Genomic DNA, 21,322 nt, shown 5'->3' with positions numbered 1-21,322 from the left:
CGACCTTGTGGAGAGCCCGCTAATGGATTCGCAACTGCGCTGTTTGCTTGCCATTTACAAACCCTTCTTCAAATTCACCCCTGTTGTCTGGGGCATGGGCTGAGCATGCGTGTGCTTCTGGTATTCCTGCTGATCTGTGCAATGGGGGCGTTCGCAGTCTGGCGCGGCTGGGTCGATGTACCTGCGCGCTGGAACCCCTGGACGCCGCTGGATGTGCGGGCCGAGCCCAACTTCCTGACGTCTTACAAGCTGTCACGACTGCAGAACGACCCTGCGCTGTGCGACCAGGTGCTGAGTACGTCCGGGCTGCGTTTCAGTCGTCAGGCCGACAGTGAACCTTCTGCTCGCTGCCCTCTGGAAAATACCCTGCGCATTCAGGGCGGCGACGTGGCGCTGAGCAGCAGCTTCCTGGCCAGTTGCCCGTTGGCGGTCGCCTATGCGCTGTTTGATATTCACACCTTGCAACCCGCCGCCCAGGCTGTTTTCGGCCAGCGGGTAGCGCGGATCGATCATTTGGGCAGCTTTGCCTGCCGCAACATCTACAACCGCGCCAATGCTCGGCTCAGCCAGCACGCGACCGCCAATGCACTGGATATGGCAGGTTTTCGCCTCGCAGACGGTCAGCGCATCGGGGTTCTCAAGGATTGGGACGACGAAGGGGACAAGGGGCGTTTTCTGAGGCTGTTACGTGACGGCGCCTGCAAAAACTTCAGTACGGTGCTCGGGCCTGAGTACAACGCGGCGCATCGTGATCATTTTCACGTCGACATGGGGCGCTGGTCGGTGTGTAGGTAGCGAGCCTTTAAGCTGCCGGCAAGAGCGTTGGGGCTTATGCCGCCATCCGCAGGTTCTGCAGGATCAGCGGGCGAGCCCAGCCGTTCTCGTAGTCGAACTGGCGTTGTTGGGCAGCAATGGTCTGCTCATCCAGGGGCAGGGCAGGCTTGTCGGCCAGTTCCCATTCGAATTCGGCGATTGGCAGGTGCAATGGGCGTGGTTGAGGGCCGGGGCCCGGGTTGACGCTGTCGCTGTACGGGTTCAGAACTGTAGGGCGTACCCAGTGGCTCTCGAATTCCAGATGACGTTGTTGTTCGATCAGCTCAGCCATGCTGAAGGGCTCGGCAGGCGGCGGCAGCAAGTCAAGGTCGAACTCCGCAATTGGCAGGAACAGCGGCTCAGGTGGTTTGACCTCGGTGTCGGTGACCGGGCAGGCCCGTTGCTCGACAATCTTGCTCAGGGTTTTTGCGCCAGCGACCGGTTCGCCTGTTTCAACATCCACTTCAACGGCCGTCGGGTGCACCGGCACTGGAGTGCTTTCGCTGACCTGATCCGCCATCGCTCGGGCAAATGCATCCGACCACAGCTGCGTCACACCACCCAGTGTGCGGCTGTTGCGAACGCTATAGTCGCCTGAGTGCGACAAATAGCCGATGGATGATTGAACAATCTCTGACATAGCGATCAGTACTGGCCTTGGGTCTGGCAAAATGCCGGATACTTGGTTATCGGCAGACTTTGCCGATCATTAACAATTTTTGAGTGTGTGGGCGTAATGATTGAGCAGCAAACAGGCAGTCGTATCCGGGTCGAAGCGCTCGCGGTCGCAGGGCAGGAGCAGGCGGAGCATTGGGCGCAGCGTCTAGGCTTGCCGTTGCACGACGCTGAAGCTGATTTTGCGTTGCAATCAACCGACGATGGCCTGCAATTGCAGCAGTTGGGCGACGATGCGCCTGGCGCTGTGCGAGTTGATTTTGTCGAGGGTGCAGTGGCACATCGTCGTCTGTTTGGCGGTGGCACCGGGCAAATGATTGCCAAGGCCGTCGGTATTCAGCCAGGCGTTCGTCCCAGCGTGCTGGATGCTACGGCAGGTTTGGGCAAGGATGCGTTCGTGCTGGCGAGTCTTGGTTGCGAGCTGAGCCTGATCGAGCGTCAGCCGATTATTGCTGCACTGCTGGAAGACGGTCTGGCGCGCGGACGCGATGATCGTGACGTGGGTTCGATCGTTGCGCGGATGCAGCTGTTGACCGGCAACTCCATTGAAATCATTCGTGGCTGGACAGCGGAGCCGCCGCAGGTCATTTACCTCGACCCGATGTTCCCGCATCGGGAAAAAACCGCTCTGGTCAAAAAGGAAATGCGCCTGTTCCGGCCTCTGGTCGGCGATGACATGGATGCGCCTGCGTTGCTGGAAGCGGCTCTTGCGCTTGCCACTCACCGTGTTGTGGTCAAACGCCCGCGCAAGGCCCCATGCATTGACGGGCCCAAGCCAGGTTATGCGCTGGATGGAAAATCCAGCCGCTACGACATCTACCCGAAGAAGGCCTTGAAGCCTAAGGCAGTCACAGACGATAGCGGTGCATAGCGCTTGTAGCGTCGACGGCCTGAGCCCGAATCAAACGCAGATGCGCCCGTGAATACAGGCGCTAACCCTGCACTCAAAGCGCGCCAAATACCTTCTTCGCCAGGCCTGTAGCGGCTGCCGCGGGGTTGGCGCGAATACTTTCTTCCTGTTTTGCAATCATCTCGAACAGCCCGTTCAGCGCTTGTTCGGTCACGTAGCTTTCAAGGTTGGCATTTTTGCTGTCCAGCGCGCCAAGTGCCGCCGCCTTGCCAGCGAATGCGTTGTACTTCTGTGCCAGACCGACTTGATCGGTAGATTTCTTGACGATAGGCAGGAACTTGGCGCGGATCTGTTCGCGGCTGGTGCTGTTGAGGTACTGGGTTGCCGAGTCCTTCCCGCCGCTTAAAATGGCCTTGGCGTCGGTCACGCTCATCTTTTTCACGGCGTCTACCAACAACGCCTGAGCCTGAGGCACTGCAGCTTCGGCGGCCTGGTTCATGCTGGTTTCCAGCTGATCGACCTGAGCACCCATGCCAAGCATTTTCATTTTTTTCGCGACCTGACCGAGTTTGCCTGGCAGCTCGATACGCACCGCTTCATTCTTGCTGAAACCGCCGGGAACTCCGAGCTGTTTGACCGCGACCTGTGCGCCTTGGGTCAGCGCGTCTTTGAGACCACCGGTCGCATCCGATTGCGAGAGGTCGTTCAGCGACAGGGCGAAGACGTTGGCCGACAGCAGCAGACCGGCGCATAGACCAGCGAAGGTGAACGAAAAGCGAGGCATGAGAGCGTCCTTGTGAGAAGTGGGTACGGGATCAAGCGTATCAGGAACTTGCGGTATCCACCCGAAGCCCGAAAGGAAACAGTGCTGTTTAGTGCCGATGGAAATGATGCGGTGCGCAGCAACAAAAACATCAACGGCGCGCTGAAAACGCGCCGTTGATGAAAGCCTTTGCAGCGAAGAACAATCAACCGTTCACTTGAATGACCTTGATCTTCAGACCGCTCTGGTCCTGCGGCATAGCCCAGTTCAAACGGCAATGGCACTTGCTGGGTAATCTGTTTTTCGCGGGCTTCACTTACCAGGGGTTCGCTGGACATTTCAATTTCTTATTGAGTGTGATGAGTACCAGTCATGGGTACAAACCACACCTTAGCAGCGGCCGGGGAGCATAAAACACGTGTCTAAAGATCCCCGGCTAATTGCGGAAAAGCCCTACGCTACCCCTTCACCATTTCCCGCATCCTGCTCTTCTTCATTGCTGTGTAACGCCACTTGCCGTATCGACAGACGGATTTCGGCCGGCAACACCCGCTTGGCCGCACCTTCTGCCAGTTCGCCCAGCATCGGGTGATAGCTCAGCTTGCCGGCGCTGTCCTTGCGCAGCACGCCCAGGTCCAGCAAGGTCTGGATGAAGTGCCTGAATAGACTCTTGTCGAAGAACTCTGGTGCATTAAGGCCATGCAGAATAGACAGGCGCTGGGCCATGACCGTGCACAGGTCTTCCAGCTGTTCGGCGCTCAATGTGTTCTGTCCACTGTTGAGTAACAAGGCGATTGCCATGTAGAAGCGCTGCAGGGTCTGCGCGATGGCCCGTGACAACAGGGTCAGCAGCACGAACTCGCGGGAGCTGGGCTCCGGACGCACATAGACGTCCTTTTTGAAGCGCAGCAAGCCTTGCTCGACGAACGCAGCCAGCCATTGATCGACCACCTCATCCAGCTCGCTCAGCGGCCAGCGAATGAACAGTTCCGATTGCAGGAATGGATACAGCGCACGTGTGTAGCGCAGAATCTGGTCGCGGCTCATGCGCGACGAGCTCTGGAAAAAGCTGGCCAGCAGTGAGGGCAGGGCAAAGATGTGCAGGACGTTGTTGCGGTAGTACGTCATCAGGACTGCATTCTGTTCGTTGAGGTACAGAATTTTGCCCAGTGCATCTTTTTGTTCGGCGAGCAGGTCCATGCCTTTGACGTGCTCGATCAGTGAGCGCCCGTCGCCTTCCGGCAATGTGGTGTGTGGTGAGTAAGGTACGGCGCGCAGCAACGTCAGGTAGAGGTCGAGAACACGCTCCATGGCCTGATCGTCCAGCGCCAGCCTTTGCGTTGACAGCAAGGCCACAGCAACCAGGTTCATCGGGTTGACGGCGGCGGCTTCATTCAGGTGCTGGGCCACACGCTCACCCAGCCGATGAGTGGTTTCGCTCAGCCATTCCGGGCGAAATTGCGGTGCCAGCGCCTGTTCGCGCCAGTCCGGCTGTTCGCCGTCAAGGAATTCGGCCAGCTTGATGGGGGCGCCGAAGTTCACCGATACCTGGCCGAAACGCTGCTTCAGCGCACCGATGACTTTGAAGATGTCGAAGATCGACTCTTTCTTCTTGGTCGCTCCGCGCAATTCGCCCAGATAAGTACGGCCTTCCAGCACGCGCTCGTAGCCGATGTACACCGGAACGAACACAATCGGCATCCGCGAGTTGCGCAGGAAGCTGCGCAGGGTGATGGCGAGCATGCCGGTTTTGGGCTGCAACATTCGCCCGGTCCGCGAGCGACCGCCTTCGACAAAGTATTCGACCGGGAAACCCTTGATGAACAGCGTGTGCAGGTACTCGGTGAAAACCGCTGTATACAGCGGGTTGCCCTTGAATGTGCGGCGCATGAAAAACGCCCCGCCACGGCGCAGCAGGCTGCCGACGACCGGCATGTTCAGGTTGATGCCAGCAGCGATGTGCGGCGGCGTGAGCCCGTTGCGAAACAACAGATAGGACAGCAGCAGGTAATCGATATGGCTGCGGTGGCAAGGGACGTAAATGACTTCATGCCCTGGTGCCACTTCCTGCACGCCTTCGATGTGGCTGACTTTGATGCCGTCGTAAATCTTGTTCCAGAACCAGCTGAGGACGACTTCCATGAAGCGGATGACGGAATAGGTATAGTCCGAGGCGATCTCGTTGCCGTAGCTCAGCGCCCGGTCCCGTGCCTTGTCCTGGGTGATGTTCTCCCGTTCGGCTTCTTCGATGATCGCCTGCTTGACCAGCGGCTCGTCCAGCAGTCCTTTGACCACCGTGCGCCGGTGCGAAACGTCCGGGCCGATGACCGCGCTTTTCAGGTTGCGAAAGTGCACGCGCAGTAGACGCTGGGTCATGCGCAGGGTCAGTTCGTAACCTTTGTTTTCACCCACCAGCTCGCGGATGTGAATGGGCGCGGAAAACTGTACACGGGTCTTGCGGCCCAGAATCAGGATGCTGACCAGACGGCGCAACCGGCCGGTTACCGCCCAGCTGTCGGCGAACAGCAGTTTCCAGGCGCTGGACTCGCGGTCTGGCGACTGGCCCCAGAACACGCTGACCGGAATGATCTGCGCATCTTCGCCGGGGTTCTGGCTCACGGCTGCGACCAGACGTTCCAGTGTCGGCGGTGCGCCGCGCTTGTCCTGGCGGCCAAGCCAGTCAGGCGCCGGGGTCAGGTAAAAGAATGCAGCTGGCTCTATCAGGTTGCCGACCGCTACCGACAATACGGGGCGAGGCAGGCCAGCCTTGCGACATTCTGTGTCGATCACCGCCAGATCGCTTATAGACGGCGACTGCAGGGCATAGAACACCGGACGGCTACGGTCCAGGTTGAGCGTAAAAGACGACTGATTGATGGTTTCCGAGCGCACCCAGAGATACAACAATCGGCGCAGGGTGCCGAACACAAGACGACGGAACGGAGAACGGGTCATACGGCTTCTGCTGAGTAAGGGACGGGCGACTGCCCGAGATGGGCGTCAGTGTGACGTATCCCGAAGCGATCGGCAAAAAGCCTGGTGTTTGTAGAAGAGTAAAGACTGAGCGGCCACCTTCGAGAGCCGCGACGGCACATCCTGATACCGTCGCTGCGAAAGGCTTACGAAGTGCGCCAGGTGATTTCTTCCTCGCCGTCGGCACTCACGCGTATCCAGCGGTCGGCAGTCTCGTCGCTTTCTTCTTCAACCCAGGTGCCGGGTGCGCAGCGCACTTCGACGTTCAAGGCTTTGAATGCCGCACGGGCGCAGGCGATGTCGTCTTCCCACGGGGTCTGATCGCTGTCCAGATGCAGACTGTTCCATTTGCCGACTGCTCTGGGCAGCCAGGTTACGGTCACATTGCCGGCCTTGCACTTCCAGGTCTGGCCTTTCTGGCTCCAGTCACTGCACGGGCCCAGGGCGACGCTCAGCCATTGGGCGATAGCCTTGTGGTCGACGTCTTCGTCTTTCAGGTAAATCTCGATATCGGGTTGGCGCATGGGTGCCTCTGTTGAATGCTTATTGCAGCACGAAATAATCGTAGCGCATGGAAACGGTGACCTTGAAAGGTCCTGATTGCTCGATGACGGCAGTCCGGCGCTCGGCGCTGGCGCGCCACCCGTGAGGCGTCATGGCCAGCAGATCGGCACGGGACTGGCCGTCGATAAGCTTCAGCGTATAGCGCAGGGTTTCGCTGTGTTGCAACTGCATGCCGGGTGGCACCAGAGACAGGTGCTTGTCGTCGGCATAATCGCGGACCTCATCGTAAAGCTGCTGACGCAGCTCCATGAGATGTTCGCTGGTCGGACCAACCCTCATCAGTCCGCCGCCTGGCGTCAGCAAGCGTTTGGCTTCAAGCCAGTCCAGCGGGCTGAACACACTGGCCAGAAACTGGCAACTGGCATCCGGAAGTGGCACACGCGCCATGCTGGCGACCACCCAGGTCAGCGTCGGGTCACGACGGCAGGCGCGCTTGACCGCTTCACGGGAGATGTCCAGCGCATAGCCATCGGCATGAGGCAAGGCTTCGGCAATCTGCGCGGTGTAATAACCTTCGCCACAGCCGATGTCCAACCAATGCGCGGGGGATCGCTCGGCGGCCAGTTCAGCCAGACGCCGGGCTACCGGAGCGTAGTGCCCGGCGTTGAGAAAGTCGCGTCGCGCCTCGACCATGGCCTGATTGTCGCCAGGGTCGCGGCTGTTCTTGTGCTGCACCGGCAACAGGTTCAGATACCCCTGACGTGCACGGTCGAAGCGGTGGTTGGCCGGACATACCACGCCGTTGTCGGCGGTACTGAGCGGCGCAGAGCAGATCGGGCAGGTCAGCATCAGGCGAGCAACTTGACCAGGGTCTGGTAGTAGATCTCGGTCAGCACATCGAGGTCGCTGGCCAGAATCCGCTCGTTGACCTGGTGAATCGTCGCGTTGACCGGGCCCAGCTCAACCACTTGCGTACCCAGGGTTGCGATGAATCGGCCGTCGGAGGTTCCGCCGCTGGTCGAGGCTTTGGTGTCGCGGCCCGTGACGCTTTTGATGCTGGACGACACGGCATCCAGCAATGCGCCCGGCTCGGTCAGGAACGGCAGGCCGGACAGCGCCCAGTTCACATGCCAGTCCAGCTCATGCTTGTCGAGGATGGCGGCGACACGCTGCTGCAAGCCTTCGACGGTCGACTCGGTCGAAAAGCGGAAGTTGAAAACCGCTACAAGATCGCCCGGGATGACGTTGGTTGCACCCGTGCCGGCGTTCAGGTTGGAGATCTGGAAGCTGGTCGGCGGGAAGAAATCGTTACCGTGGTCCCAGTGCTCTGCGGCGAGTTCGGCAAGTGCCGGCATTGCTAGGTGAATAGGGTTCTTCGCCAGATGCGGGTAAGCCACATGGCCCTGTTTGCCGCGCACGGTGAGGGTGGCGCCCAGCGAGCCACGACGCCCGTTCTTGACCACATCGCCCACCAGCGTGGTGCTCGAAGGTTCGCCGACGATGCACCAGTCCAGACGCTCCTTGCGCGCTGCCAGACGTTCGACGACAGCCTTGGTGCCGTGGTGCGCCGGGCCTTCTTCGTCACTGGTGATCAGGAATGCCACCGAACCCTTGTGATTCGGGTGATCGGCTACAAAGCGCTCGGCGGCCACGAGCATGGCTGCCAGGCTGCCTTTCATGTCCGCTGCACCGCGTCCGCAGAGCATGCCGTGCTCGTCGATCAACGCATCGAACGGGTCGTTCTGCCAGTTCTCAACCGGGCCGGTAGGGACCACGTCCGTATGACCTGCGAAGCACAGTACCGGGCCGTCGGTAGTGCCGTGTGTGGCCCAGAAGTTATCGACGTCTTCGATACGCATGGGCTCCAGCTTGAAGCCGGCATTGCCCAGGCGTTGCATCATCACTGCCTGACAGTCGGCATCGACCGGCGTCACTGACGGGCGGCGGATCAGATCGCAGGCAAGTTGAAGGGTGGGCGACAGGTCGGTAGGGGCAGTCATGTACAGAACTCCGGTAGCAAGACTTTGGGCGCGAAAAGGCGGATATCTTAAAGCAAAACGACGACCTGGGGCCGTCGTTTATTGTGCGCTGTGGATAGGTCAAGCAGTCGACAGGGGAGGGCGGGTCGTGCGAGCAGACAGGACGGCAATAATGATGGCTGCCAGATAAGGGATTAATTGTGCGAACAGCATGGCTATCCAGAATCTCAGGCCCGGACCTGACGTCTCGTCTCTTATTTGCTCGCTGCTCGGACAAATATGTTTGTAGAGGCTTTGTGCGGAGCGAAAGGGTTATATGAGAGGCCCGAGATAGTTTTTGCCCCGTCAGCCCTGATTTCGACGGGGCGACAAGCCGGGTGCCTTAACCCCCGACAACCCCCTATAATGCGCGCCGGTTTTTGAGGTATTGATCATGAGCGCAGAAGATCCACGTTTCGCTGGCATCGCCCGTTTGTACGGCATTGAAGGGCTGGCGCGCCTGCGCGCGGCTCATGTGGCGGTGGTCGGTATCGGCGGCGTGGGCTCGTGGGCGGCCGAAGCCATGGCGCGCAGTGGCGTCGGCGAGATTTCGCTGTTTGACATGGACGACGTCTGTGTCAGCAACAGCAACCGCCAATTGCATGCACTGGACAGCACGGTCGGTCGCCAGAAGGTCGAAGTGATGGCCGAGCGGATTCGCGCGATCAATCCTGATTGCATCGTGCATGCGGTGTCTGATTTCGTGACCCGCGATACGATGGCTGAGTGCATCACCCCGGACATGGATTTCGTGATCGACTGTATCGACAGCGTCAACGCCAAGGCAGCACTGATTTCGTGGTGCAAACGGCGCAAGATCCAGATGATTACCACCGGTGGGGCCGGTGGGCAGATCGATCCGACCCTGATTCAGATCGCCGACCTGAACCGCACGTTCAACGACCCGCTGGCTTCCAAGGTCCGTTCCACCTTGCGTCGCGACTATGGCTTTTCACGCACACCGAACCGCCACTACAGCGTGCCTTGCGTGTTTTCCAGCGAGCAACTTCGCTACCCCAAGCCTGATGGCAGCATTTGCCTGGAAAAGAAGTTCGTCGGTGAGGGCGTAAAGCTCGACTGTGCAGGCGGCTTCGGCGCGGTGATGATGGTCACTGCCACGTTCGGCATGGTCGCCGCCACGCGTGCAGTGGACAAGCTGGTTGCAGGTGCGCGACGGCCTTCGGAGCGGGTCAAGCCAGCGGTTGCAACGCCCGATCAGGCTTGAGTCAGCTGGCGCATCTTTTGCAGTACGGCATTCAGGCCGTTGCTGCGTGACGGCGAGAGCTGGCGACCAAGGCCTAACTGACTGAACCAGTCAGGCAAGTCCACGGCTTCCAGCTCCGGGGCCGACAGACCGTTAACGCGGGCCAGCAGCAGCGCCACCAGACCGCGAATCAGCCGGGCGTCGCTGCTGGCCCGGAACAGCCAGGCACCTGCGCTGACTTCGCCGGTCAGCCAGACCTTGCTTTCGCAGCCGTGTACCAGATTGTCGCCCGTCTTTTCTTCGTCGCTCAACGAGGGGAGGCGATCCCCCCATTGCATGAGCAGGCGTGCGCGCTGTTCCCAGCTCTGTGGCTGGGAAAAACTGTCGAGCGCGGTCTGCGCCAATGCGGGAAGGCTCATCGAAGCAGCTCCAGTGCCTGATCCAGTGCGCTGAAAAACCGCAGCAAGTCATCTGAATCATTGTAGAGCGCCAGCGAAACACGAATTGCGCTGGGCAGGCCGAGCGTATCGAACAGTGGCATCGCGCAGTGACGACCAGCGCGCACGGCAATACCCTGTTCGGTCAGCAGATGAGCCAGATCGGCGTTGTGTATGCCGTCCACGACGAAACTGGCCAGTGCCAGGTCCGGAGAGCCTAATACCTGAATACCTTCACGCCTTTGCAGGCCTTCAAGCAGGCGCCGGTGCAGATTTGCTTCGTGTTCCGCGACCGCCTGATGATCAAGGCTTTCCAGGTAAGCCAGTGTAGCGCCCAAACCGATCACGCTGGCGATGGGCGGGGTGCCCGCTTCAAAGCCCAGCGGTGCCGGGCGAAATTTCGCGTGTTGATAATCGGCGGTCAGTACCATCTCGCCGCCGAACTGCCAGTGCGTCAGGCTCGGTAGCGCGTCGTTGCGTCCGTACAGCACACCAAGCCCTTCAGGGCCATAAAGCTTGTGGCTGGAAAATACATAAAAGTCGCAGCCCAGTGCTTGTACATCATGGCGTCCATGCACCACACCTTGTGATCCGTCCACCACCGTGAGCGCACCTTGCGCCTTCGCCAGTGCGATAAGGCGGGCGAGCGGCTGCCAGGTGCCGAGCACGTTGGACAACTGACTGACTGCGAGCAGACGCGTGCGAGGGCCGATCAGGCTGGCCGCAGCATGGCAGTCGATCACGCCATCGGGATCGAGTGGCAGTATCACCAGTTTCAGGCCGCGGCGCTGAGCCAGTTGCTGCCACGGCAGCAGGTTGGCGTGATGTTCCAGTGCGCTGATGGCGATCTCGTCGCCCGCAGTGAAACTATGTTCCAGCCCATAGGCCAGCAGGTTGAGCGCAGAAGTGGCCCCGTGGGTAAAGATGATTTGTCCGCTCTCGCCGGCATTCAACCAGTGCGCGGCCTTGCCACGGCTGGCTTCGAACGCCTGGGTGGCGTGTGCGCCCGGCAGATGCTGGGCACGATGCACGTTGGCGGCACCGTTGACGTAGTAATGAGTCAGGGCATCGATCAGCGCCTGGGGTTTTTGCGTGGTGGCGGCGTTGTCCAGATAGGTCTGGCCTTGCCGTTGCAGGGCGGCGATAGCGGGGAAGTCGCCACGCCAGGGAGAAATGAGGGGCATTGTTCGTCCAGCGTGTGGAGGCGGGGTCAAGGCCGCAGCCTTGAACCCGCACACAGCATCAGTTGTGAGCGTGCAGTGCTTCGTTCAGCTCGATGGCCGACTTGTGGGTTTTGCATTCCACTGCGCCGGTCTGCGAGTTGCGACGGAACAACAGGTCGTTCTGACCTGCCAGCTCGCGTGCCTTGACGATCTTGACCAGTTCGTTGTTTTCATCGAGCAGCGCGACCTTGGTACCGGCGGTCACATACAGACCCGATTCCACGGTATTGCGATCACCCAGCGGGATGCCGATGCCGGCGTTGGCACCGATCAGGCAGCCTTCGCCAACCTTGATGATGATGTTGCCGCCACCCGACAACGTGCCCATGGTCGAGCAGCCGCCACCCAGATCAGAGCCCTTGCCGACGAATACGCCTGCAGAAACGCGGCCTTCGATCATGCCCGGGCCTTCGGTGCCGCCATTGAAGTTGACGAAGCCTTCGTGCATGACGGTGGTGCCTTCGCCGATGTAAGCGCCCAGACGTACGCGAGCACTGTCAGCGATACGAACGCCGCTCGGTACGACGTAGTCGGTCATTTTCGGGAATTTGTCGACCGAGAACACTTCCAGCAGTTCGCCTTTAAGGCGTGCTTCAAGCTGACGTTCGGCCAGTTCGGCGAGGTCGACCGCGCCCTGGCTGGTCCAGGCTACGTTTGGCAGCAACGGGAAGATACCTGCCAGGTTCAGGCCGTGTGGCTTGACCAGGCGATGCGACAGCAGGTGCAGCTTGAGGTAAGCCTCTGGAGTCGACGTCAGGGTTGCGTCTTCAGCCAGCAGGGTGGCAACCAGCGGCTTCTGGCTTTCCGCCAGACGAGTCAGCAGCGCGGCCTGGGTCGCGTCCACGGATTTGACCGCCTCGGCCAGCTTGTATGCCAGGTCGACATTGAAGGTGATTGCCTGATTGCCGTTGGTGTAACCCAGAACAGGCGCGATGGCCGCGACCAGTTCTACGGAAGGATTGATCAGCGGCTGAGCGTAAAATACTTCGAGCCATGAGCCTTGACGATTTTGAGTGCCGACGCCGAAGGCCAGGCTGAACAGGGTAGTGGACATGTAAATACCTCTTGGCTTTATCAAGGGGCTTTCAGTAGCGCTCTGGCTTACTGTAAAGCCGCTGCATACAGGTCGGGCTTGAAGCCGATCAGGGTTTTATTGCCCAGATCAAGCACCGGACGCTTGATCATGGACGGCTGCGCGAGCATCAGTTCTATGGCTTTCGCTTGATCGAGATCGGCCTTTTGTCCGTCATCGAGCTTGCGAAAGGTAGTACCTGCGCGGTTCAGCACGACCTGCCAGCCGTGTTCATTGCACCACTGCGCGAGGTGTTCCCGGTCGATGCCCTGTGTCTTGTAGTCATGAAAATCGTAGCTCACGGAATTATCGTCGAGCCAGGTGCGGGCCTTCTTCATGGTGTCGCAGGCTTTGATGCCAAATAGAGTGTAAGCCATTGAATCATATGAGGTGTCGGGTCTTCCCCAAAACTCCCCCAATACCTCCCCAAAATTCAGCTCTCGATTATGCCACGTCAAGCCGCCAAGCGCGTCTGATCTGTCAGACAAATGGTGCTCTGCTACAGCGGTCGCTTTGGTACCTCCGTGCAAACTTTACATACCTACTCGAAGATTTCATGTTGAGTTAGACACATAGGTCGCGCCCCTAAAACACCTTATTTTACAAGCAGGTTACGTGGCTCACAGGAGGCGGTTAATAGAAAAAAGCTCGATTCCACAGATAAATAATCATTTTTTGCGACTTGCGCCACTGCTCAACAGTCGGTTGATTTGATAGTCTTGCGCCCGGGCGGCCCAGAGGATGGGCTAATAAGTAGCTAATTTGCTCAAGCCCTGATCCTGCAGGCCAAGCGTAAGCGCTTGATTGGGAAGCCTAACGTCCCGCCTGGCTTGTCAGGCTCAGTAAGATTTCTTTCCTAGGTGGCTCGTTGCGTTCCCTAGGAAAGAAATTTTTCACATCGCTTGTGTTCTGATAGCTATAGTCAGGTCAGCGATGGGCACGGAAAGCCACATCAGGAGAAGAAATGTCTGTTCCCGAGACGAAGTCGTCGGAAATCACCGAAAAAATCAACCTGCTGTCCCGGCAGGATGTGGTCACCCCATTTGAGGTTAAATCCCTTCAGCGCCAAATCGATCTTTTGAAGCAAAAGAGGGCCGGTGAGTCCTACATGCTCACTGGCATGCTCAGCTCGATTCTGGGTGAATACCCCCGTAGCAAGGAATTTCACGAGAAGTCGCTCAAGATTTCATCGTCTCTGGTCGAGATAGTGAATTATGCGGTTTCGATGAAGAGACTAGGACACTCGACTGAGTCTTTGACTCTTTACCTCAGGGCCGCAGATATGGATCCGGCTAATCCGGTTTACGTTGAATGTGCCCTGCAGCTGATGGCGTTCACTGGGGATTTTGAGAGATATGAGGCACTAGTGTCTCGCTTTCATAGGGCTAACCCGGAGTTCAATATTTCGGAGATTGATTTCGTGAGCACTATAAACTCGATTCGACATCATCTTGAAGTTGTTGGCGTGCCTGAGCATGAGTTTAAAATTGCAGGAGCATTGGTCGAACAAGCGATGAGCGAGTTTGGTTATAATGCTAAGCATATGTTTGAGCAACTCAGCAATTTTGATAGCGTTGCACATATTTATGTAGAGCTTGCAGTTGAAGCTAAGTGTGCTTCCGATCTTGTTAAGGTTAATAATAGAGTAGTTGAGCTTATTATCGACTGTGACGCGCTTACTTGTTGGGATAAGCTTGTGTATAACATCGTTAGTTTTCACTCGAGCGCTGCCGAAGACGCTGCGTGATTACAGGGAATTAAATAATGCCGGTTACGTACGCGGATTTTTGCACGGATGCTAGTGAACTGCTTCACTTTGCGCCGTCTACAGAAAGTAAACTGCGGAATTCAATTTCACGCGCTTACTACGGGCTTTATCATAGCTCTCTCGCTTATGCTGATAAGGTGAACATTCCTCCGGTTTCTGACAGATCGGGGCATTGTCACGAGAATCTGCGAGCCTATTACATGGAAGACATGTCTTCTGATCAGGCTGTGCGTCGAAAACGTAAGCGTGTCGGATATATTTTAAAGGCCTTAGTTGGAAACCGACGCAAGGCTGACTATGACCTAGATGCAGTGATTCTCCAGATTGACGCTGACTCGCATTACCAGCGTTGTATGGAGTGCATTCTAATAGTCGAGGAATTAGAAGCTCTGGTAAAGGCTGCGTGAATTAAGCAACGTCAATCCACTCTGCGCCCCTAGAATCTCGATACAAGTCGGTCATTTTGGCCGACCGGTGACCAAGTAGAACTTGAGGATCCCGTCCCTCTGCCGCGTGCAGCCTGGCTGCAAGTGAGCGCATTTCATGGAACGTTGGTGGCGTTTTACCGAGGTCAATACCGAGGGTCACTGCAGCTCTATCTCTTGCAGCAGAAAACTCTTTGCTGAGGGTATCCAGCACGATCGGCATCCCAGCTTTCGCTCGACTGATAGTTCGGCTGTGGTGAATAAGGTGCTGCGATAAAACCCTGTCACGGCACTGTTTTATGATCGCCGCCAAGTCGAGGTCAAGGCATTCGAGCCTGAGGCTCGTACTGATGCGCAACCTTGCCCCGGTCTTTGACTGGACCACGTGCAGGAATCCGTCCCGGTCATCCTTAAATAGCATGGACGCCAGATCATCGCGACGCTGCCCAGTCAACACTGCCAACTCCATGGCTCGCTTCAGCCAAGGCTGCTTAGCCTCTTCGTGGATGGCTTTCCACAGTTCCAGCGTCAGGCGCTCACGCTTGACCACAACTCGCGCCGCTTTCGTAACCTCCACCGGGTTGACGTCCGTCCAACCTGCTGCCATTGCTTCCATGAAGGTATCCCGCAAGAGTGAACGCATGGCCCGCGACATCTGCGCCTTACCTTCCTTCGCCATCCTCGTTAAATAACCTGCTACATCAATAGTGGTTATTGCCCTGATATCTTTCTGTCCGAACTCCATATCAATCCGTTTAATTCGCATCCCGACATTTTTGTTGCTCGACACAGAAAGACCGCGCTCCGCGTATATGGATCGGTACTCTTCAAGCCATTCAGTGAATAGGCGTGACTTAATAGCTGTGGGCGCGCTCACTCGCTCGCCCAGAGTCGGCCTTGATACTTCTGCAAAGTTTGCTGCGATTGCCTCGCGTATTGCCGAATCTTTGTCCTTGCCAAGCCCGAACATGCGCCCGGTGATGGGGTCCCTGTATGTGTAGTAGGTGTGCCCGTTACGCTTGTCGGTTTTGCGGTATAGGTTAGGTGGTAGGTCTTTTGACCCGGCGTTACGCGGCCTTGGAACCATTGCGTGCACTCTCTATTCGGCTTATAAGGCTGCCGCCCGAAATACGGACAACAGGTTTTTCAGGCTCACTGTATTGCGCCTCGGCTTCTACATAGTAGCTCCGGCCATGCTTCACGGGTGCTGGCGCTATTCGGCCTTCGCGAGCCCACTTGCGCAGGGTGTTCCGGCTGGGCGGCGTCCGGAACTGTTCGGCCGCCCACTCGTCGAGGGTAACTTTGCTCATGATATTGCTCCGGGCCGCGCTGGGCGGCGGTAGGGGTTATTGAGGCGTCTTGCTTAGCACGTCGTCAGCCACTTTCATGGCAACCTGTGCATTTTTGACGTAGGCGAGATCGAAGCCGCCGCAAAGGTGGATGGTCGCTTGGCATGCCCGCAGGTTTTCGCGGTTGAGCTTGAGTGCTGCGACCAGCTCTTCGCGAAGTTCAGCCTCTGCGCGTCCAAGGTCATAGAATCGCTGACCCCAGTGGCCGGGAGGCGGTGGATTTGTGCCTTGAAAGCCAAACCCCATCGCGCCCACTGCCGCATCCAGAAGATCGCGTTTGTACGAGTTGTCTCCGTCAATGCTCAGGCCGTTTCGGCGGAGAGCATCAAGAGCGTTGTTCAGGTTCGCTTCCGGAGAAGGCAGGACCAGGTCGAAGTCGTCGCTGCCTGGGCGGACAGCTATCACAACCAGCTCACAGTCGAGTGGGAGCTGCACAGCAATGTCAGGCAGGGCGTTGATTATTGCTTCACGCGTGTGATGCTTTGGACTAGCCATAGAGACGCCTCGCCCGCCGATCACCGGCAGGCTGTAAATGGGAAGGGGATATCCGGCAGGTGCTACCGATCACTGCTATGGTCCACGCAGCCAGCAGGAGCTGGCGCAGCGCCAAGGAGAGGTCATGGAATGCACCACAGCCACGAACGAGGTTTACGGGCCGTATAACGCCAAGCTGGGTAGGCGCGGCGCTGACGGCAACATATGGTCGGGGAGGACGCTCATATTCAGAATCATCGATGACCGGGTCTACTCAATGCACGAGCAGTACCTGGGCCGGCTCAAGTACGGCATGGCGATGACTGACAGGGGAGAGCTGATCTTTATGGTGCGGTAGGGTCACGGCGTCCCCCGCTTGAACTCGACTACCCAGACCCACGGGTTTGCGTTCCAGGAGTCTGCGCCATTGATCGATACCCACAACTCATGCCACGCGTCGAAAGGATCGATCCAGTTGCCTGGGCCTGGTTCGTTTTTGAAAGGGTGAAACGCGTACTCGCCATCGCCGTGATGGATTCTGTTAATACCCTCGGCAACGTAGCGGCTTTCGAACGCTGTTTCCCCGTCACCCGCTTGCAAGCGCTCAACTCGCACGTCGGTGATCTCCAGCAGGGTGCGGCTTGCCCAGCGCGGCATGTGAATGCTAGGTTTCCAGACTGGCTGCTCCGTCTCATAGGGTGCAAGGCCATCGGCGGCGTAGACCAGTGATCCGTCCTCACGCGCCTCAACAACATCCAGATCGTCTGGCTTCAGGTATGGCCCGCGTAGCACTTGGAAGTGATCGCAGTACCACGTCTCTCGCACCCATAGCCGGTCGCCGACCCTGCCGTATGGACATAGGTCGGCGTTGCCAGGCAGTGCCAGAAAGGCAGGCTCGAAACCTGCAGCCAGACAATCCAGCGCGGCTGGCTTCTTCACCTCGCGCCGCGTGACTGTCTTCTGGCCGGACAGGATGGCGCGCACCATCGGCGCGCTGAACAGGATGGGGCGTTCTTTGGTTTGGTTCGTCATGACAATAACTCCAGTGGGGCGTCAGCTTTCGAGGTGATTTCAAACACTGCCAGCGCATAGGCGTCGGGGTGCTGTTTGTCGAAAGCCGGCATATGTTCCGTTTCCAGCCACTGCCCGCGTGAGGTGCCCCTGGTCAGCCATGCCGGTTTACTTCCGGGTGCCTGAGTCCAGACCGTCACGCCAATTCCGAAGGATGCAATTTGCTTTGCAGTGATGAAGCCTTGAAGCCGCATCTGCGCAATTACGCGAAGAGCCGACTCTTTCCATGGGGTAAGTCGGATCGGCGAGGGCACACCGGCAGGCAGGGTTTCCACAACTGACGGCACCTTGCAGCGCGCTTCGGGCCACCAGTCGAACATCCGGTTGGAGTAGCCCCAGCGCGGGAGCGTCTTCTCTGGCCAGAACAGCTCCGAGTCAATGCTGAAGCCGTGGGAGCAACCTTTAACCCTGGAGTATTTGCTTGCAACCAATACCCGGATGCCCAAGTGCTCCAGCATCTTCTTGATACCTTCGCTGGCGTCGGTGATCTTGCTGACAATGACGAGGCGGTGATCTGGACCGGGCCGGCCGTAAAATTCGTCACCCAGCGAGGGCAGTATCTGGTCAGCTACTTTGGCGTTCAGAGCCAGCTTTGCTTCGACGCCGATTTGGCGGCCGTCCTCATGGACGACAAGCACGTCAAACCCTGCGGCCTCGGGATGACAGGTCCAGCCCGGCAGGCTGTTGAACTCCATCATGAAGACCGCGCACAGCTGGGCCTCACTGGTTATGGTTTCAAGTTCCATTGGCATATCTCCGCCATACCGCACACGCGGCTGACATTGAATTGATTGAGAGGGGGTGGTTACTGCGGGGTGTTCAGCTTGGCGCGGGCCTGCCAGCCTCTGTAAAGCTGAGCCGTTTCGTCCAGCTCATATTGTTCAGGCCGTGCAGCGCTTCGCTCCAGCGTGAGACCTTCATCAGGTTCGACGTTTTCCAAGAACCACTTTTCGAACTGTGCCCTCTCGCCCACCTTCGCCGTGGCGGGCTGGGCGTGTGAAGCAAGAGTCGGCGCAATGAGCTTGTGAAACTTGGCGATTCGATAAGCAAGTCTCGCAACAGCTTCCGCGAGGTTTGGGCCGTGGTCGTGGTGAATGGTTTTGTGATCAGGTAACGCGATTTCTACGTCGCAGTGGCCGGAAACTGCGTCACGCTCGTAGCGTTTAATTGACAGCACCGGCTCGCCCTGCTGATCGGCTGGGTGAATATCCATCTCATCCAGATCTATCTCGACGCCGCACTTCCAGCAGCATCCGTCGCAGTTGCCATGCTCGGAAAGAGTGAACACTGCCTTGCAGCTCCAGCACTTCAATTGCTTGCTCATAATCTTTCCCCTGTGTATTCACGCCAAGCGACCTTCACGCCGTTGACCAGAAAGCCCCAGTCGCCTTTCCAGCGGCTAGTGATGAAGAGCGTGTACACGCCGCCGGGCGACACTTCGTCGATGCGGTGGTATTCGCCGTGGTTGAGCCGTGCGGTGTTACCCGGCTTCCGGTCGATGTACCCGGTGAGCTCTATGGCTGTGCCTGATGGAAGGCCTGCATCAAGCAGCCGCTGTTCCGTGTACCAGCCACGAAGGATCACCGTGCGCGCGTCCCAAGGATGGTCGTGCAGGTCCCGGTCGGCGTCGGGCCTCATGATGTGGTGAATTCGAATCGACCAAGGGCACCAGCGTATGCGCCCGAGGTGGGTTTCCCGGTCGTAGGCGTTGAACAGCCACCAGCGGCCCATGTACACCTCTTGGCCATCAGCTGACCGTATGTGCAGGTATGGGGTGCGCTTGGCGCGGGTGATGAGTCAGGCAGCGATTGCCGGGCGTGCGAGTAGCTTGGCGAGCAGTCGCCAGAAGAGATTGATCATGGGAATTCCTAAGGTTTAGAGCTGCTGTTGTATCCGCATGCCGATCCAGCGCACGACTGGCACGGCCTTGCTGTTGCCGATCGCTTTGTAGCGGGGGCCGTCCGGGCATAGACCCCGAACCCTGCCACGCCAGGGGATGAGTGTGTAATCGTCGGGGAAACCCTGCAGGCGCTCACATTCCCGCGGCGTAAGCCTGCGCACTGATGAGTTGACCAGCGCGTGCGCCTTGTCGCCGCCGCCACTGGATGCTCGCAATGCGTTGCCGATGTCATCGCCAATCTCAGCAGTCGCACCGCCGTCCCTGCCGCGCAGCGCGACCGAAACCACATTCATGCCAAGGTCGGCGCATGGGCTGGAATCATGGCGCGCTGTGAGTGTGCCGGCGCGATCCCCAAACTGGGTGATCGCCACCGCAACCTGGCCGCCTGCATTTGGATGGCTGGCGCCGTGTCCCATTGCGCGCAGCGTCGGAGTAATATGGCCAACGTCGGCGCCGTGATCCTTGCAGCTGAATGCTGTGACCACTATCGGTGCCGCTCGCGATCTGTCTGCGCTGGTCGTGATCGGCCGGGAAGTCTCTGACTCAAGAAAAGTGCCTTCCTTGTAGTCGTCCGCAATGAATGCTGTACCAGCCTGCACAACCAACAGACCAGACTCCGCGTCCTGCTGCGTGGCACTGCCAGCAGCTTTCCCGTTGGCTTGAAGCGTACCCGCGACTGCAAGGAAGTGGCCGCACGCTGCGCCATCTGGTCTGCCACCGGCACCGCCGCTGAACGCGTGGCTGGTAAGAGCTCCAACAACTTGAAGGCCGCCCGCAAGATCGAAGTCTGTGCCCAGTCCTCCGCCGCCGGTAGATCTGGAACTGAGCGTGCCGGTAACGTCATGAGACGGCTGAACGAAAAACGTCTCACTTTCCATGTCCATGCGTGTGTCCTTGGCTGTAAGCGTTGCCGCTCGCTCAACCGATCCGGACAAGCTGTGCCCGCCGAATGCTGGGATGCCGCCGAACATACTCACCGCTGGCCCCTCATCGCCTTCGCAGTTCGGGCAGCCGTAATGGCCTAGCTCTTCGCTGAACACATGTCCGCATCCGCACTGGAGTGCAGGGCCGAAAGGAGCTGTTCCGGTAACGTCTTGCCCCTCGCCTCGGCGCGGCGCAGTATCCCGGCGCACGCCTTCGCGCTCAAAAAGTACCGCGGTGGGATCGAAGTCTGCTCGAGCACTTGCGACAAGGAACACACGGCGGCGTCGTTGGGCCAGGCCGAAATATTGGGCGTCCAAGATCCGCCACGCGATTGTTCTTTTGGGTCCATACACACAACCAGCGTCCTGCCACCGTTTCCCTGGAGGCTGCAGCTCGCAGTCTTCCCCAGCAAGCGCGCCAAGAAAGCATCCGAAGGCGTTGCCTTTGTCGGAAAGGACACCGGGGACGTTCTCCCAGACAATGATGCTTTCGGGTTGGTTTCGACTGGTTCGAACATAGTCAACTGCATCTGCAAGCTCCACATATTTGATGGTTAGAGCGCCGCGCGGGTCGAGCATGCCCTGTCTCATGCCGGCGACACTGAACGCCTGGCACGGCGTCCCGCCTACAAGCACGTCCGGCGCTTTGATCTTGCCGGCCAAGACCAGAGCCCCGAGCTTGGTCATGTCGCCAAGGTTCGGCGTGCGAGGGTAGTGGTGGGCCAGCACGGCGCTGGGGAAGGGTTCAATCTCGGCGAACCACACCGGTTCCATGCCCAGCGGGTGCCAAGCCGCTGTTGCGGCCTCGATGCCGCTGCATACGCTTCCGTACGTCAGCGGCGGATATCGCTGGTCATCGAACATAAATACTCCAGACAGC

22 protein-coding genes and 1 pseudogene are annotated in these 21,322 nt (G+C 58.5%); 5 read left to right on the top strand and 18 right to left on the bottom strand.

All coding sequences use genetic code 11. The features are described 5' to 3' along the window. The first annotated feature begins 105 nt into the window (after positions 1-105). Positions 106-795: an extensin family protein gene (locus tag RYC17_RS10655; RefSeq protein WP_122280200.1), complete on the top strand. Its 690-nt coding sequence runs from the start codon at positions 106-108 to the stop codon at positions 793-795. A 34-nt stretch (positions 796-829) separates the two neighbouring features. Here RYC17_RS10655 and RYC17_RS10650 read toward each other — a convergent pair whose 3' ends face one another. Continuing rightward, positions 830-1,453 (bottom strand): energy transducer TonB, encoded by a 624-nt coding sequence (locus RYC17_RS10650; protein WP_122259217.1) that lies wholly within the window; start codon positions 1,451-1,453, stop codon positions 830-832. A gap of 96 nt (positions 1,454-1,549) precedes the next feature. Between RYC17_RS10650 and RYC17_RS10645 the strand changes: the two genes are divergently transcribed. Beyond that, positions 1,550-2,359 (top strand): class I SAM-dependent methyltransferase, encoded by an 810-nt coding sequence (locus tag RYC17_RS10645; protein WP_230017855.1) that lies wholly within the window; start codon positions 1,550-1,552, stop codon positions 2,357-2,359. Between the two features lie 73 nt (positions 2,360-2,432). Here RYC17_RS10645 and RYC17_RS10640 read toward each other — a convergent pair whose 3' ends face one another. From RYC17_RS10640 to dapE, 5 genes are all read right to left on the bottom strand, one after another. After that, positions 2,433-3,122 carry a DUF4197 domain-containing protein gene (locus RYC17_RS10640; protein ID WP_230017857.1) on the bottom strand — a complete coding sequence of 230 codons (690 nt, stop codon included), beginning with the start codon at positions 3,120-3,122 and terminating at the stop codon, positions 2,433-2,435. Between the two features lie 432 nt (positions 3,123-3,554). Continuing rightward, positions 3,555-6,056, bottom strand: a complete 2,502-nt coding sequence (gene plsB, locus RYC17_RS10635) for a glycerol-3-phosphate 1-O-acyltransferase PlsB (RefSeq protein ID WP_058399644.1) — start codon at positions 6,054-6,056, stop codon at positions 3,555-3,557. Between the two features lie 164 nt (positions 6,057-6,220). Continuing rightward, positions 6,221-6,598: a hypothetical protein gene (locus RYC17_RS10630; protein WP_058399645.1), complete on the bottom strand. Its 378-nt coding sequence runs from the start codon at positions 6,596-6,598 to the stop codon at positions 6,221-6,223. 19 nt (positions 6,599-6,617) lie between these two features. Further along, complete coding sequence (locus RYC17_RS10625) at positions 6,618-7,427, bottom strand: putative RNA methyltransferase (RefSeq protein WP_058399646.1); 810 nt, start codon at positions 7,425-7,427, stop codon at positions 6,618-6,620. Next, positions 7,427-8,578 (bottom strand): succinyl-diaminopimelate desuccinylase, encoded by a 1,152-nt coding sequence (gene dapE / locus RYC17_RS10620; protein WP_058399647.1) that lies wholly within the window; start codon positions 8,576-8,578, stop codon positions 7,427-7,429. Before dapE ends, RYC17_RS10625 begins: the two co-directional genes overlap by 1 nt. A gap of 412 nt (positions 8,579-8,990) precedes the next feature. On the opposite strand from dapE, the gene tcdA reads away from it, so the two are divergent. Next, on the top strand, positions 8,991-9,821 hold the full coding sequence (gene tcdA / locus RYC17_RS10615; RefSeq protein ID WP_122259214.1) for a tRNA cyclic N6-threonylcarbamoyladenosine(37) synthase TcdA: 831 nt from the start codon (positions 8,991-8,993) through the stop codon (positions 9,819-9,821). Here the strand turns inward: tcdA and RYC17_RS10610 are convergent. The 4 genes from RYC17_RS10610 to RYC17_RS10595 are packed head-to-tail and all read right to left on the bottom strand — an operon-like array spanning position 9,812 to position 12,909. After that, on the bottom strand, positions 9,812-10,219 hold the full coding sequence (locus tag RYC17_RS10610; protein ID WP_316903029.1) for a SufE family protein: 408 nt from the start codon (positions 10,217-10,219) through the stop codon (positions 9,812-9,814). The genes tcdA and RYC17_RS10610 overlap by 10 nt on opposite strands. Beyond that, positions 10,216-11,421: an aminotransferase class V-fold PLP-dependent enzyme gene (locus RYC17_RS10605; RefSeq protein ID WP_057421386.1), complete on the bottom strand. Its 1,206-nt coding sequence runs from the start codon at positions 11,419-11,421 to the stop codon at positions 10,216-10,218. Before RYC17_RS10605 ends, RYC17_RS10610 begins: the two co-directional genes overlap by 4 nt. A gap of 58 nt (positions 11,422-11,479) precedes the next feature. After that, on the bottom strand, positions 11,480-12,514 hold the full coding sequence (gene dapD / locus RYC17_RS10600) for a 2,3,4,5-tetrahydropyridine-2,6-dicarboxylate N-succinyltransferase (protein ID WP_002554736.1): 1,035 nt from the start codon (positions 12,512-12,514) through the stop codon (positions 11,480-11,482). Positions 12,515-12,561: 47 nt separating this feature from the next. Next, the gene (locus tag RYC17_RS10595) at positions 12,562-12,909 is read right to left on the bottom strand and encodes an ArsC family reductase (RefSeq protein ID WP_316903027.1); all 348 of its coding nucleotides are present in this window, start codon (positions 12,907-12,909) and stop codon (positions 12,562-12,564) included. Positions 12,910-13,496: 587 nt separating this feature from the next. Here RYC17_RS10595 and RYC17_RS10590 point away from each other — a divergent pair. Then, a complete protein-coding gene (locus RYC17_RS10590; protein WP_316903025.1) occupies positions 13,497-14,279 on the top strand; it encodes a hypothetical protein in 783 nt (260 codons plus the stop codon). A 429-nt stretch (positions 14,280-14,708) separates the two neighbouring features. Here the strand turns inward: RYC17_RS10590 and RYC17_RS10585 are convergent, their stop codons facing one another. From RYC17_RS10585 to RYC17_RS10575, 3 genes are read right to left on the bottom strand one after another with little or no spacing between them, the layout of a single operon-like run. Continuing rightward, complete coding sequence (locus RYC17_RS10585; RefSeq protein WP_316903023.1) at positions 14,709-15,812, bottom strand: phage integrase Arm DNA-binding domain-containing protein; 1,104 nt, start codon at positions 15,810-15,812, stop codon at positions 14,709-14,711. After that, positions 15,793-16,035, bottom strand: a complete 243-nt coding sequence (locus RYC17_RS10580; protein ID WP_316903021.1) for an excisionase — start codon at positions 16,033-16,035, stop codon at positions 15,793-15,795. The genes RYC17_RS10585 and RYC17_RS10580 overlap by 20 nt, the downstream gene beginning before the upstream one ends. Positions 16,036-16,071: 36 nt before the next feature. Then, positions 16,072-16,569 (bottom strand): hypothetical protein, encoded by a 498-nt coding sequence (locus RYC17_RS10575; RefSeq protein ID WP_316903019.1) that lies wholly within the window; start codon positions 16,567-16,569, stop codon positions 16,072-16,074. 124 nt (positions 16,570-16,693) lie between these two features. On the opposite strand from RYC17_RS10575, the gene RYC17_RS10570 reads away from it, so the two are divergent. Beyond that, positions 16,694-16,906, top strand: a complete 213-nt coding sequence (locus RYC17_RS10570; protein WP_058417388.1) for a hypothetical protein — start codon at positions 16,694-16,696, stop codon at positions 16,904-16,906. Between the two features lie 2 nt (positions 16,907-16,908). Here the strand turns inward: RYC17_RS10570 and RYC17_RS10565 are convergent, their stop codons facing one another. The 5 genes and pseudogenes from RYC17_RS10565 to RYC17_RS10545 form a co-directional block, all read right to left on the bottom strand. Then, complete coding sequence (locus tag RYC17_RS10565; RefSeq protein ID WP_316903015.1) at positions 16,909-17,580, bottom strand: hypothetical protein; 672 nt, start codon at positions 17,578-17,580, stop codon at positions 16,909-16,911. After that, entirely contained in the window at positions 17,577-18,365 is a 789-nt protein-coding gene (locus RYC17_RS10560) for a hypothetical protein (RefSeq protein WP_316903013.1), read from the bottom strand. The genes RYC17_RS10565 and RYC17_RS10560 overlap by 4 nt, the downstream gene beginning before the upstream one ends. Positions 18,366-18,424: 59 nt before the next feature. Beyond that, a complete protein-coding gene (locus tag RYC17_RS10555; RefSeq protein WP_316903011.1) occupies positions 18,425-18,943 on the bottom strand; it encodes a hypothetical protein in 519 nt (172 codons plus the stop codon). Beyond that, positions 18,940-19,479: pseudogene (locus RYC17_RS10550) on the bottom strand (hypothetical protein). Before RYC17_RS10550 ends, RYC17_RS10555 begins: the two are co-directional and overlap by 4 nt. Before the next feature lie 15 nt (positions 19,480-19,494). Beyond that, positions 19,495-21,306 (bottom strand): DNA cytosine methyltransferase, encoded by a 1,812-nt coding sequence (locus tag RYC17_RS10545; RefSeq protein WP_316903009.1) that lies wholly within the window; start codon positions 21,304-21,306, stop codon positions 19,495-19,497. Positions 21,307-21,322 lie beyond the last annotated feature (16 nt).

It is taken from the genome of Pseudomonas syringae group sp. J248-6, from assembly GCF_032586995.1.
GTDB lineage: Bacteria > Pseudomonadota > Gammaproteobacteria > Pseudomonadales > Pseudomonadaceae > Aquipseudomonas > Aquipseudomonas amygdali.
This window is presented reverse-complemented; position numbering and strand designations above follow the sequence as displayed.

Excerpts from the sequence above, each read along its gene's own strand:
- RYC17_RS10655 (WP_122280200.1), top strand. The coding sequence starts at position 106 with ATGCGTGTGCTTCTGGTATTCCTGCTGATCTGTGCAATGGGGGCGTTC.
- RYC17_RS10650 (WP_122259217.1), bottom strand. The coding sequence starts at position 1,453 with ATGTCAGAGATTGTTCAATCATCCATCGGCTATTTGTCGCACTCAGGC.
- RYC17_RS10645 (WP_230017855.1), top strand. The coding sequence starts at position 1,550 with ATGATTGAGCAGCAAACAGGCAGTCGTATCCGGGTCGAAGCGCTCGCG.
- RYC17_RS10640 (WP_230017857.1), bottom strand. The coding sequence starts at position 3,122 with ATGCCTCGCTTTTCGTTCACCTTCGCTGGTCTATGCGCCGGTCTGCTG.
- plsB (WP_058399644.1), bottom strand. The coding sequence starts at position 6,056 with ATGACCCGTTCTCCGTTCCGTCGTCTTGTGTTCGGCACCCTGCGCCGA.
- RYC17_RS10630 (WP_058399645.1), bottom strand. The coding sequence starts at position 6,598 with ATGCGCCAACCCGATATCGAGATTTACCTGAAAGACGAAGACGTCGAC.
- RYC17_RS10625 (WP_058399646.1), bottom strand. The coding sequence starts at position 7,427 with ATGCTGACCTGCCCGATCTGCTCTGCGCCGCTCAGTACCGCCGACAAC.
- dapE (WP_058399647.1), bottom strand. The coding sequence starts at position 8,578 with ATGACTGCCCCTACCGACCTGTCGCCCACCCTTCAACTTGCCTGCGAT.
- tcdA (WP_122259214.1), top strand. The coding sequence starts at position 8,991 with ATGAGCGCAGAAGATCCACGTTTCGCTGGCATCGCCCGTTTGTACGGC.
- RYC17_RS10610 (WP_316903029.1), bottom strand. The coding sequence starts at position 10,219 with ATGAGCCTTCCCGCATTGGCGCAGACCGCGCTCGACAGTTTTTCCCAG.
- RYC17_RS10605 (WP_057421386.1), bottom strand. The coding sequence starts at position 11,421 with ATGCCCCTCATTTCTCCCTGGCGTGGCGACTTCCCCGCTATCGCCGCC.
- dapD (WP_002554736.1), bottom strand. The coding sequence starts at position 12,514 with ATGTCCACTACCCTGTTCAGCCTGGCCTTCGGCGTCGGCACTCAAAAT.
- RYC17_RS10595 (WP_316903027.1), bottom strand. The coding sequence starts at position 12,909 with ATGGCTTACACTCTATTTGGCATCAAAGCCTGCGACACCATGAAGAAG.
- RYC17_RS10590 (WP_316903025.1), top strand. The coding sequence starts at position 13,497 with ATGTCTGTTCCCGAGACGAAGTCGTCGGAAATCACCGAAAAAATCAAC.
- RYC17_RS10585 (WP_316903023.1), bottom strand. The coding sequence starts at position 15,812 with ATGGTTCCAAGGCCGCGTAACGCCGGGTCAAAAGACCTACCACCTAAC.
- RYC17_RS10580 (WP_316903021.1), bottom strand. The coding sequence starts at position 16,035 with ATGAGCAAAGTTACCCTCGACGAGTGGGCGGCCGAACAGTTCCGGACG.
- RYC17_RS10575 (WP_316903019.1), bottom strand. The coding sequence starts at position 16,569 with ATGGCTAGTCCAAAGCATCACACGCGTGAAGCAATAATCAACGCCCTG.
- RYC17_RS10570 (WP_058417388.1), top strand. The coding sequence starts at position 16,694 with ATGGAATGCACCACAGCCACGAACGAGGTTTACGGGCCGTATAACGCC.
- RYC17_RS10565 (WP_316903015.1), bottom strand. The coding sequence starts at position 17,580 with ATGACGAACCAAACCAAAGAACGCCCCATCCTGTTCAGCGCGCCGATG.
- RYC17_RS10560 (WP_316903013.1), bottom strand. The coding sequence starts at position 18,365 with ATGGAACTTGAAACCATAACCAGTGAGGCCCAGCTGTGCGCGGTCTTC.
- RYC17_RS10555 (WP_316903011.1), bottom strand. The coding sequence starts at position 18,943 with ATGAGCAAGCAATTGAAGTGCTGGAGCTGCAAGGCAGTGTTCACTCTT.
- RYC17_RS10545 (WP_316903009.1), bottom strand. The coding sequence starts at position 21,306 with ATGTTCGATGACCAGCGATATCCGCCGCTGACGTACGGAAGCGTATGC.